This is a genomic window from uncultured Exiguobacterium sp. (assembly GCF_964277885.1).
Lineage (GTDB): Bacteria > Bacillota > Bacilli > Exiguobacteriales > Exiguobacteriaceae > Exiguobacterium_A.
Window position 1 is genome coordinate 402496 of record NZ_CAXYJR010000005.1, and the last position, 11364, is coordinate 413859.

General features: G+C 48.9%; 14 protein-coding genes. 13 read left to right on the forward strand and 1 reads right to left on the reverse strand.

Translation table 11 applies throughout. From position 1 onward, the window contains the following. The first annotated feature begins 25 nt into the window (after positions 1-25). The 3 genes from eno (at position 26) to ACHWTJ_RS03740 (ending at position 2760) form a co-directional block, all read left to right on the forward strand. Entirely contained in the window at positions 26-1318 is a 1293-nt protein-coding gene (gene eno, locus ACHWTJ_RS03730) for a phosphopyruvate hydratase (RefSeq protein WP_087681330.1), read from the forward strand. A 269-nt stretch (positions 1319-1587) separates the two neighbouring features. Next, on the forward strand, positions 1588-2499 hold the full coding sequence (locus ACHWTJ_RS03735; protein WP_035396308.1) for an acyl-ACP desaturase: 912 nt from the start codon (positions 1588-1590) through the stop codon (positions 2497-2499). Between the two features lie 12 nt (positions 2500-2511). Then, positions 2512-2760, forward strand: coding sequence for a hypothetical protein (locus tag ACHWTJ_RS03740; RefSeq protein ID WP_230088506.1), 249 nt, complete (start codon positions 2512-2514; stop codon positions 2758-2760). 138 nt (positions 2761-2898) lie between these two features. On the opposite strand, the gene ACHWTJ_RS03745 is transcribed toward ACHWTJ_RS03740, so the two are convergent. Next, entirely contained in the window at positions 2899-3219 is a 321-nt protein-coding gene (locus ACHWTJ_RS03745; RefSeq protein WP_035409954.1) for a hypothetical protein, read from the reverse strand. Between the two features lie 135 nt (positions 3220-3354). Here ACHWTJ_RS03745 and ACHWTJ_RS03750 point away from each other — a divergent pair, with 135 nt between their 5' ends. The 10 genes from ACHWTJ_RS03750 (at position 3355) to ACHWTJ_RS03795 (ending at position 11354) form a co-directional block, all read left to right on the forward strand. Then, on the forward strand, positions 3355-3699 hold the full coding sequence (locus tag ACHWTJ_RS03750; protein WP_394679136.1) for a hypothetical protein: 345 nt from the start codon (positions 3355-3357) through the stop codon (positions 3697-3699). Positions 3700-4046: 347 nt separating this feature from the next. Then, complete coding sequence (locus tag ACHWTJ_RS03755; RefSeq protein ID WP_195864538.1) at positions 4047-4286, forward strand: hypothetical protein; 240 nt, start codon at positions 4047-4049, stop codon at positions 4284-4286. Positions 4287-4484: 198 nt separating this feature from the next. Beyond that, positions 4485-5465 (forward strand): LacI family DNA-binding transcriptional regulator, encoded by a 981-nt coding sequence (locus ACHWTJ_RS03760; RefSeq protein WP_035396314.1) that lies wholly within the window; start codon positions 4485-4487, stop codon positions 5463-5465. After that, positions 5462-6340: a ribokinase gene (gene rbsK / locus ACHWTJ_RS03765; RefSeq protein ID WP_394679137.1), complete on the forward strand. Its 879-nt coding sequence runs from the start codon at positions 5462-5464 to the stop codon at positions 6338-6340. The genes ACHWTJ_RS03760 and rbsK overlap by 4 nt, the downstream gene beginning before the upstream one ends. Beyond that, a complete protein-coding gene (gene rbsD, locus ACHWTJ_RS03770; protein ID WP_214807627.1) occupies positions 6337-6726 on the forward strand; it encodes a D-ribose pyranase in 390 nt (129 codons plus the stop codon). Before rbsK ends, rbsD begins: the two co-directional genes overlap by 4 nt. A 12-nt stretch (positions 6727-6738) precedes the next feature. Then, on the forward strand, positions 6739-8217 hold the full coding sequence (locus ACHWTJ_RS03775) for a sugar ABC transporter ATP-binding protein (protein ID WP_294745131.1): 1479 nt from the start codon (positions 6739-6741) through the stop codon (positions 8215-8217). Position 8218: 1 nt separating this feature from the next. After that, complete coding sequence (rbsC, locus tag ACHWTJ_RS03780; protein WP_394679138.1) at positions 8219-9187, forward strand: ribose ABC transporter permease; 969 nt, start codon at positions 8219-8221, stop codon at positions 9185-9187. A 27-nt stretch (positions 9188-9214) separates the two neighbouring features. Continuing rightward, positions 9215-10132: a ribose ABC transporter substrate-binding protein RbsB gene (rbsB, locus tag ACHWTJ_RS03785; RefSeq protein WP_394679139.1), complete on the forward strand. Its 918-nt coding sequence runs from the start codon at positions 9215-9217 to the stop codon at positions 10130-10132. A gap of 146 nt (positions 10133-10278) precedes the next feature. Beyond that, entirely contained in the window at positions 10279-10512 is a 234-nt protein-coding gene (gene secG / locus ACHWTJ_RS03790; RefSeq protein WP_023469201.1) for a preprotein translocase subunit SecG, read from the forward strand. Between the two features lie 101 nt (positions 10513-10613). Then, the gene (locus ACHWTJ_RS03795) at positions 10614-11354 is read left to right on the forward strand and encodes a carboxylesterase (protein ID WP_023469200.1); all 741 of its coding nucleotides are present in this window, start codon (positions 10614-10616) and stop codon (positions 11352-11354) included. Positions 11355-11364 lie beyond the last annotated feature (10 nt).

Sequence of the window (11364 nt, forward strand, 5' to 3'; positions counted from 1 at the left end):
TTACACACAAAAGGAGCGAATTTAAATGTCAATGATTACAGAGATTTACGCACGCGAGATTCTTGATTCACGCGGTAACCCAACAGTAGAAGTAGAAGTTTATACAGAAGATGGCGGTTTCGGTCGCGCACTCGTACCATCAGGTGCATCAACTGGTGAGCACGAAGCAGTCGAACTCCGTGATGGCGATAAAGCACGTTACCTCGGAAAAGGTGTTTTGAAAGCTGTTGACAACGTCAACGAAAAAATCGCACCAGAAATCATCGGTTACGATGTCTTCGACCAAGCTGGAATCGACAAAAAGATGATCGATCTCGACGGTACGAAAAACAAAGGTAACTTCGGCGCTAACGCAATCCTTGGTGTTTCTATGGCTGCTGCACGTGCTGCTGCTGATGAGCTTGGTCTTCCACTTTACACATACCTCGGTGGATTCAACGCGAAAACATTACCAACACCAATGATGAACATCATCAACGGTGGATCACACGCAGACAACAACGTGGACTTCCAAGAGTTCATGATCATGCCTGTCGGTGCTCCAACATTCAAAGAAGCACTTCGTATGGGTGCTGAAATCTTCCACGCGTTGAAATCAGTTCTTAGCGGAATGGGTCTTAACACAGCAGTTGGTGACGAGGGTGGATTCGCTCCAAACTTGAAATCAAACGAAGAAGCAATCACAGTTATCCTTGAAGCAATCGAAAAAGCTGGCTACAAAGCAGGCGAAGATGTTTACCTTGCAATGGACGTCGCTTCTTCTGAGTTCTACGATAAGGCAGCTGGAAAATACAACCTCGCTGGCGAAGGCAAAGTCCTCTCAACAGAAGAGCTTGTTGAATTCTACGCACAACTCGTCGACAAATACCCAATCATCTCAATCGAAGATGGCTGTGACGAAAACGACTGGGATGGTCACAAACTTCTTACAGATCGTATCGGACACAAAGTCCAACTCGTTGGGGATGACTTGTTCGTAACAAACACTGAGAAACTTGCTGAAGGTATCGAAAAAGGCATCGCGAACTCGATCCTCATCAAAGTTAACCAAATCGGTACGTTGACTGAAACATTCGACGCAATCGAAATGGCTAAAAAAGCTGGTTACACAGCTGTCGTTTCTCACCGTTCTGGTGAAACTGAAGATTCAACGATCGCTGACATCGCTGTTGCGACAAACGCTGGTCAAATCAAAACTGGTTCACTTTCACGTACAGACCGTATCGCGAAATACAACCAACTTCTCCGCATCGAAGACATGCTTTCAGACGTTGCTGTCTACGACGGAATCAAATCATTCTACAACCTCAAGAAGTAATTTCAGGTTGATCGTTTGAACAAGCTATAAGGAAAACCTCCTATTCGTGTGATACGTACACACGGATAGGAGGTTTTTTGTATATCAAGCAATGTCAAACCAAAAAGTCGCTTTTGTCATTAAAACTATACTGAACTGTCAAAAAATTGATTCATCCTAGTAGATGACTAAAATGTTATACTCATAAATAAGTGCAAATTAAATAGTTATAGGCATTAATTACATCTTGCTCGATGAAGATGACAAATACGTCTAAAGGAGATACGATCATGTTAAATTCAGATTTAGATATCCGTTTAGAACCACGCATTCAAGAGTTATATCGACTACACAAGGAGCGTTCAGCCAACATCGACTGGAGCTACCACGAGTTCATCCCGTGGGATAAGGCGATGTCGTTCAAACGCGTTCCTTGGGACGAAAGCCAAGTCACGCTTCCGGAAGGTGTCATCGTCGCAATCGAGACGGCATTACTGACAGAAGTCAACCTACCGTGGTACACGTCGCACTTAGACTATACATTCAAGAACTCGATGGAAGTCATCAATGACTTCGTCCGGACATGGACAGCAGAAGAAGATCAGCACTCGAACTTACTCGAGACGTATTTACTCGTCACGCGAAACGTCAATCCAACGCGACTTCATCAATTAAGAAGACGCGTCGTTGAAAACGGCTGGTTCCCGGACTTCACGAACCCGTTAGCGACAATGGCATATACGTCACTGCAAGAGTTAGCGACACTCGTCTTCTATAACAACGTTGCGAAAATCGCAGGAGCACACGACAAAGACTTAGCAACGCTACTCCGTCGTCTAGCGAAAGACGAAGCACTGCATTATGCGTTCTATCGTGACACGGTCAAAGCACACCTAGAGCTTGATCCGAACTTCATCGTCTTCTTCGAAGACGTCATCATCAACTTCTCGATGCCAGGTGCTGTCATGCCTGACTTCACGGAACGGATGAAGACGATTGCTGTTGATACGAACTATGGACCACTCCAATACTTCGACCAAGTATTAGACGTCGTCGTCAAATTCTGGGGCATCGCTGATTTAGAACCGACAACTGACGAAGCGAAACAATCTCAAGCGAACATCATGAAGTATCATGGACGTTTGAAGCGTATCAAGGAACGTCAAGAACGCCAACTCGAAAAAGCGAAGATTGACGCGTAAGGGGGAATGAAGATGAAGTGTGAAATCTGTGGAACTGAAACGAACAACCAAGTCAGTTACTTGGAACTCGACACGTGGGAATTCAATTCTCTGAACAAAGAAGCCAAAGACTTCTATCCGATCTGCTTTGATTGCTTTGACAAGCATACGAATCAGTTCATCGATCAGGAGATGGATCTCGAATTACGTAAAAAACGTTCGCAAATGGTCAACAAAGAAGTAGAAGCTGAAATCGAAGCGATTCTTGAGGTTGAGAATTAAGTCGTCTTTACCATACGTGAAGGGAAGCAAAACCGGTAGTGCTTTGGCGCTATCGGTTTTTTATTATCCCTAAAAAAAGCAGTAATCTCTTGATTCACATGTTTTGTGAAAGAAGAAATAGCTGCTTTTAACATGAAGTCAGTCTTCGATGAATGTAACGAGATAATGATGGGCAGAATGAAGCGGTGCACGGGTCACGAAAAAGTCCGGGAGATCGACGTCGATTCCCAATTCGCGCAGTGTATCGGGATCCAAACATTCCTGAATCAAACGTTTGATGTCTTGTAACAGTTCATCGTGCAAGTTCGCTTCCTTCGGAAAGGCACGTTTCGCGTCATCGCGCAACAATAGCACGATCGGTGGTAGACCTCGTAAGAGATCGACCTGAAGGGGCTGCTGATGACGTTCGAAATAATCATTCAGACAACTGACGACCTTCATCGAGTGTTCTTCTTTCATCCGATCCCAACTCTCTGTATGTGACTGTAACTCTCTAGCTATTCCCTAATTGAAGCGAGGATATGCAGGGAAACTGGAAATCAAGCATTACGAGGACGCTGTTCGGGGTAGAACTAGAGGGAAGGGGGAATCGACATGCTATTTCAGTTTTTGTTTTTAGGGCTTGATACGTCGATTGGTGACATCCCGTTGCGCCTCATCTATTTTACGGAACTCATACTATTCATCGGTTTGTATCAAATCACGAGCCGGTTTTCGCGTCAGAGTCTGATTTTTGGAACGGTACTCGGAATTGGTGGACTGATTGCCATCTTACCCGGTGCGCTCTATATCATCCGTTATAATCCGGAGGATGCCGTCATTGATGTCACGTTCCTATTGATTTATTTGTTTGAGCCGCTGGCAATCGTTGCGTTCGTTGTTGCTTTGATTCGGCGTTTGTTCGTGGAGCGAAAAAGAACCGGGAAAGCAAAAAGATGAAAGACTTGTCAGCTAGACTCCGATTGTTCATTGATTTCCGTCCAAGACGTCGCTTTCCGCGGGCGGAAGGCAAGCCTCCTCGTCGCGTGTGCTCCTGCGGGGTCTTACCTATTCCGCTATTCCCGCAGGAGTCTCCGTCTTCTCTGAAAATCAATCGTCTAGTGCTATCTATCAATACACCGTAAGCTGGCGTGACGCTGTCTTGCGGTGTATTTGCGTATGCATCCAATTACTTTCTTTCAATAGTGTAAGGAAGAGTAACTGGAAGAATATTCTATAATGAAGGAGAAGCGAAATTAGATAGTAGTCGGTTTCGTAAGATCCTGGTGATTATAGGAGTGACTTGCATGCATAAAATACTGTTTGGATTGTCCGTCTTAAACAGTGCCTACATTACGAATAACTTTTTTACGTACTCAGATAGTTTTCTCAATGCGCCACTCGGCATCACGACCGTTATTGCTGTGACATTGATGTTTCTAAACGATAGCGTTAAAAAAGATAAACCGTCGTTGTATACGAAAGCGACGGATGGGCTAGGATTCATTAATATTCTGATTGGTCTCTCGCTGATCGTCTTTATTTAAGACATGATTCAGAGTGTTCAAGTGCATGATCATACGGAATGATCGTAAGTCTGACGCCGTGTCAGGCTTCTTTTTTATGGTTCAATCCAAAAACTCGAAAAAAATAAAATATATTTTAAAGAAAAAAGATTGATGTGTAACCGGTTACACAATATGATGATTCTTGTAAGCGTTATCAAAAGAAAGAGGTGGCGAAACATGTCGACCATCCGGGAAGTAGCGAAAGCGGCACATGTCTCCGTTGCGACGGTCTCACGCGTCATGAACGAAAAGGGTTATGTCAGTGAGAAATCGCGTAAGGCGGTGCTTCAGGCAATCAAACAGTTGGATTATCGACCAAACCGGGTCGCGCGATCGTTGTTCCAAAAACGGTCCGGACTGATCGGATTGATCGTTCCAGACATCACGAACCCGTTCTTCCCACAACTCGCACGGGCTGTGGAAGATATGGCACATCAACATGGTTTTCAGGTCATTTTGTGTAACACAGACGAACAGTTTCAGAAAGAACGCGAATATATCAAGTCACTCGAGGCGATGCATGTCGACGGATTGATCATCACGACGAACTACTCGAACAATCCGAACTATGAAGAACTCGAAGTGCCGGTCGTAGCGTTAGACCGTGTGTTACAAGGAGCGATTCCGACGGTGACCTCAAACGGATACGAAGGTGGGAAGAAGGCAGCATCATTTTTACTTGCATCTGGTGCGACGGAGCTCGCTGTCATCAGCGGTCCTTCGAAACTCCCGACGATCAAGAAACGACGGGATGGCTTCGAAGAGATTGCTGGAACGCATCTCGTTGCAAGCATCGAGTCACCGTTCCACTTTCAAGGGGCGCTTGATGCCGCGAACTATCTGTTTGATCACTATCATTGCAACGGGATCTTTGCTGCGAGTGATGTCATCGCCGCAGCAACGGTGCAGGTCGCTGCGGAACGCGGAATTACGATTCCGGACGAGCTACAAGTAATCGGCTATGACGGCATCGAACTCGGACAAATGATTTCACCACCGTTGACGACGATTGCGCAGCCAATCTATCAAATGGGAGAACTAGCGGCGAAACTCTTGATTCAACGGATTGAAGGCACACCGATTGCCGCCGTCCATCATGAGTTGACGGTTGAGATTATCGAACGGGAAACGACGAAACGGAAGGATGAGGAAGCATGAAACAAATCAGTGTCATCGGTAGTATCTCGATGGATCTCGTCGTCGAAAGTAAACGCCGTCCAGGTGCAGGCGAAACGGTCATCGGGGATGCCTTTCATACCGTACCGGGCGGAAAGGGTGCGAACCAAGCGGTCGCAGTCGCGCGTCTCGGCAGTACGGTCGAAATGATCGGTTGCGTTGGCAGTGACGCGAACGGCGAAGCAATCCGCGAAAACTTCAAGACGCAAGGGGTGCAGACGACGCACTTGCAAACGATTGAAGGTGATCGGACGGGCACAGCACACATCACGCTCGCTGAAGGCGACAACTCGATCGTCGTCGTTCAGTCTGCCAATCAACATGTCCAATTTGCGGATGATACACTCGCACCGATTCTAGCAGACAGTGAAATTATCTTACTTCAGCTCGAGATTCCGATCGAAACGGTTGAGACCGTTGCTCGCGAAGCACATGCAGCCGGTATTCCAGTCGTCTTGAATCCAGCACCGGCGATGTCACTCAGTCCAGAATTGATTGAACACGTCACGTACTTAACGCCAAACGAACATGAATGTGGCTTGGTCTTCGGACAAGACCAGCCAATCGAACATTGGTTGATGGAATATCCGAATAAATTGATCGTGACCGAAGGCAGTCGCGGGGCACGCTTCTACGACGGTGAGTCGATCGTGACGATTCCCGCAATCGAGACGACCGTCGTTGATACGACAGGAGCAGGGGATACGTTCAACGGTGCCTTAGCCGTTGCGTTAACGGAAGGACAACCGCTCGTCGAGGCAATTCGTTTTGCGAACCGGGCAGCCGGCTTATCCATCCGTGCACTCGGCGCTCAAGGCGGCATGCCGACACGGGAACAGATGGAGGGAGACGCATGAAGAAGCACGGTATCTTAAACAGTCATATCAGTAAAGTCCTGACCGATCTCGGTCATACTGATACGATCGTCATCGCCGATTGCGGCTTACCGATTCCAGACGGGGTCGCCCGAATCGATTTAGCACTGGAACTCGGCACACCGTCATTCCTCGACGTCGTCCGTGTCGTCGCTGGTGACATGGCGATTGAACAATTGACACTGGCAACAGAGATCAAGGAAGCGAATCCGGATGTCCTCGAGCAACTCGAAGCCATGCAGATCGAGACGACGTTCGTTTCGCACGAGGAATTCAAGAAACAGACACAGCAGGCGAAGGTCATCATCCGGACCGGAGAAGCGACACCGTACGCAAATGTCATCTTCCATTCCGGCGTAATCTTTTAAGGGGGTCATGCGATGCGTATCGAGATGACAGGTATCAAAAAAGCATTCGGGCCTGTTCCCGTCCTCAAAGGTGTCGACTTTGAACTCGCTGCGGGTGAGATCCATGCCTTGATGGGAGAGAACGGTGCCGGGAAATCGACGCTGATGAAGATTTTGACCGGTGTCCATAAAGCAGACGCAGGCACGATCCGCGTTGATGGACAGGACGTCGAATATAAGAATCCGAAACTTGCCGAAGAGGCGGGGATTGCCTTCATCCACCAGGAGCTGAACATCCTCCCGGATTTAACGGTGACGGAGAACCTGTTCCTCGGACGGGAGTTGAAGTCACGCTTCGGGATTCTCAAGCAAGGAGAGATGAAGCGGCAGGCGGAACGTGAACTCGCTGAATTAAATGTATTCATGGACGTTGATCAACTCGCTCGGACGTTATCGGTCGGTCAGCAACAGATGATTGAGATCGCAAAAGCTTTGATGACGGACGCGAAGGTCATCATCATGGATGAACCGACAGCCGCCCTGACAGAGCGGGAAATTCGTGCCTTGTTCAGCGTCGCAACGGCACTTCGCAATCAAGGTGTCTCGATCGTTTATATCTCGCACCGGATGGAGGAAATCTTCGAGCTTTGTGACCGGATCACCGTCTTACGGGACGGAATCTCCGTCTCGACGCACGCGATTCCCGAGACATCGTTCGAACAGATCGTCCGGGAGATGGTCGGTCGTGAGATGGGCGAACGGTATCCGGATCGTGACGTGTCAATCGGTGAAACTGTCCTTGAGGTCAAACAGGCGAGCGGAAAACGGTTCGACGATGTCTCGTTCTCCGTCAAAGCAGGTGAAATCATCGGCTTCTCTGGTTTGATGGGTGCCGGGCGGACGGAGGTCATGCGTGGATTGTTCGGGGTTGATCGCCTGAAAGAAGGAACGATCGAACTGAACGGACAGTCACTGAAAATCAAGACACCGTACGACGCAATTCGCCAAGGCATCGGCTTTTTGACCGAGGATCGCAAAGGCGAAGGCTTGTTCCTCGACTTTTCATTGCGTGAGAACATCTCGCTGCCAACGATTCGTTCGTTATCGAGATCCGGTGTCATCAAGGATCAGGCAGAACGCGATTTCGCGGAAGGGTATTTGAAGTCACTCTCGGTCCGCCACAGCTCGATGGACCAACCGGCGAAGTCACTCTCCGGGGGGAACCAACAGAAGGTCGTCCTCGCGAAGTGGCTCGGGACACAACCGAAAGTCTTGATCCTCGACGAACCGACACGTGGTGTCGACGTCGGGGCGAAGAAAGAGATTTACCTCATCATGAACGAACTCGCTGCGGCGGGTGTCGCGATCATCATGGTCAGCTCGGATCTCCCGGAGATTCTCGGAATGAGCGATCGGGTCTACGTCATGCGCGAAGGCAAGATGAGCGGCATGTTGACACGACAGGAAGCGACGCAAGAAAGCATCATGACACTTGCGACAGGAGGACAATGATATGGAATTGATGCAAGGCAAGGTAACGGAAGCAAAACCGAGACGTCTTGGGATCGGACAAAAGCTTGGACCACTCGCAGGATTGTTCGCGATCGTCCTCGTCGTCTCGATCATGGAACCGGACTTTTTAACATTAAATAATCTATTTAACATCTTACGGCAAGTCTCGATCAATGCCTTGATTGCCTTCGGGATGACGTTCGTCATTCTGACAGGTGGGATTGATTTATCGGTCGGCTCGATTCTCGCCCTCTCGTCCGCCTTCGTCGCGGGTCTGATGACGGACGGAACATCAGCGTTGATCGCTGTTCTGGCTGGTCTGATCGTCGGAGCGGTCATGGGTGCCTTAAACGGAATGGTCATCTCACTCGGGAAGGTCGCACCGTTCATCGCGACACTTGCGACGATGACGATCTTCCGGGGATTGACGCTCGTCTATACGGACGGGAAACCAATCACTGGTCTGAGCCAAGGTGGCTGGTTCGAATTGTTCGGACGCGGTTACTTCTGGATTTTCCCGGTACCGGTCCTGACGATGTTGATCGCCTTCGCGGTTCTCTACTTTATCTTGAAGAAGACGACGTTCGGTCGTTATACGTATGCGATCGGTGGCAACGAAGAAGCAGCGAAGTTGATGGGGATTCAAGTCAATAAAGTCAAAATCATGATCTACTCACTCTCAGGTTTGATGGCAGCACTCGCCGGCATCATCCTGACGTCCCGTCTGAACTCGGCACAGCCGACGGCGGGGACATCGTACGAACTCGACGCCATCGCAGCGGTCGTCCTTGGTGGGACGAGCCTGTCAGGTGGTCGTGGCTGGATTGTCGGTACCTTGATTGGTGCCTTAATCATCGGAACACTGAACAATGGACTCAACTTGCTTGGTGTCTCCTCATTCTTCCAACTCGTCGTCAAAGGTTTAGTCATCCTGTTCGCGGTACTCGCGGACCGGAAACAAACAGCGTAACCCACATTCCAAAAGGAGGATCTACAGATGAAAAAACTACTTGCAGTCGTCATGATGGCATTAATGGTCTTCGCAGCCGCCTGTTCGACGGAACAGCCGGGCAGCAGTAACGGTGATACGAAAAAGAAGACGAAGGACTTCAAGATTGGTCTTTCGATTTCAACCCTCAACAACCCATTCTTCGTCTCGTTAAAAGAAGGGGCAGAAAAAGAAGCAAAAGCACAAGGCGCAACGCTTCAAGTCGCAGATGCACAAGACGATGCAGCAAAACAAGCAAGCGACATCGAAGACATGGTTCAAAAGAAGGTCGATCTCATCTTGATCAACCCAACGGATTCAGCAGCAGTCGGTGCAGCCGTCCAAACAGCAAACGATGCGAACATCCCCGTCATCACAGTTGACCGGAACGCAGAAGCAGGCGACGTCGTCGCACACATCGCGTCGGATAACGTCGCGGGTGGGAAACAAGCAGGTGAGTACATGATTGAACTCGTCGGTGATAAAGCAAAAGTCGTGGAACTCGAAGGGATTCCAGGAGCATCCGCAACTCGTGACCGTGGTAAAGGGTTCCATGAAGCAGTCGACGGTAAACTTGACGTCGTCGCAAAACAAGCAGCAAACTTCGACCGAGCAAAAGGTTTGTCGGTCATGGAGAACATCCTCCAGAACAACAAAGACATCAAAGCCGTCTTCGCGCACAATGATGAGATGGCACTTGGTGCGGTTGAAGCATTAAAAGCAGCGGGTCTGAATGATGTTAAAGTCATCGGCTTCGATGCGACGGATGATGCCGTCAAAGCTGTCAAAGACGGAAAAATGGCAGGAACGATCGCTCAAAAACCGACTGAGATCGGGAAGATGGGTGTCGAGACAGCAATCAAGCACTTAAAAGGTGAAACAGTCGAGAAGAACATCCCAGTCGATCTCGAATTGATCAAACAATAAGGAGACGAGACACCTGAGTCGACGATTCAGGTGTCTCTTTTCGTCAGGTGGAGCAGGCAGGAAAAAGTTCCTAAATCTATTCCTTGTTCCCGTACTCGTTTTTCTCTATAATGAAAGAAGCGTATATTACTGAAGGAGGATCATCGATGATCATTCATAACGTGGCTCTTGTCGGCCTCATCGTCGTTTCCGTTCTTCTCATCATCGTCGTTCTATTGATGTCAGGTCGTACGACCGGACTCGGAGCATTGACGGGTGGAGCAGAACAATTATTTGGTCGCCAAAAAGCTCGTGGCTTGGATGCGGTCCTAAATCGTGTGGCGTCTATCTTAGGGGCATTACTCTTCATCTTGGCGTTACTCGTCGCTTTTTATAAGTGAGCATTGAAACGACAGCCGTATGATCGCGCTGTCGTTTTTTGTATTTCTCGATATTCATTTTTTCCGGATATGGGGTATAGAGTTAGAGGGGGAATCATTTTATGAAAATCACTTTACCGAAACCATTCTTTTTCGAAGCCGGCCCACGTGCCGTTTTACTATTACACGGATTCACGGGATCGAGCGCGGATGTCCGCATCCTCGGTCGCTATTTACAGAAGCAGGGCTATACGTCCCTCGCACCACAATATAAAGGGCACGCTGCCCCACCCGAAGAGCTGACGAAGACCGGGCCAGCCGACTGGTGGCAGGATGTCCTTGCCGGATATCAAGAACTCGTCGACAAAGGTTATGACGAAATCGCCGTTTGCGGACTGTCGCTCGGTGGTGTCATGTCGTTGAAGTTATCGATGAACCGTCCGGTCAAAGCGGTCATCCCGATGTGTGCACCCGCCTACATCAAAAGTGAAGAAGTCATGTATGCAGGAGTCACCGAGTACGCACGAGAATTCAAGAAGCGAGAAGGCAAATCGCAAGAAGAGATCGACCACGAGATGGCGTCCTTCGAACCGATGCCGACCTTGAAGGACTTACAGGAACTGCTGCGCGAGACACGCGATTCGCTTGAGGACGTCTACGCACCGACGCTCGTCGTCCAAGCGCGCAACGATCACATGATCAACACCGACTCCGCGAACATCATCCATGATGGAGTCAGTGCCTTCCAAAAAGAGCTGATCTGGTATGAGAACTCAGGTCACGTCATTACGCTCGACAAAGAAAAAGACCAGCTCCACTCTGACATCTTGGACTTCCTGGAGTCATTGAACTGGAGCAAGTAACTGGAGGTGT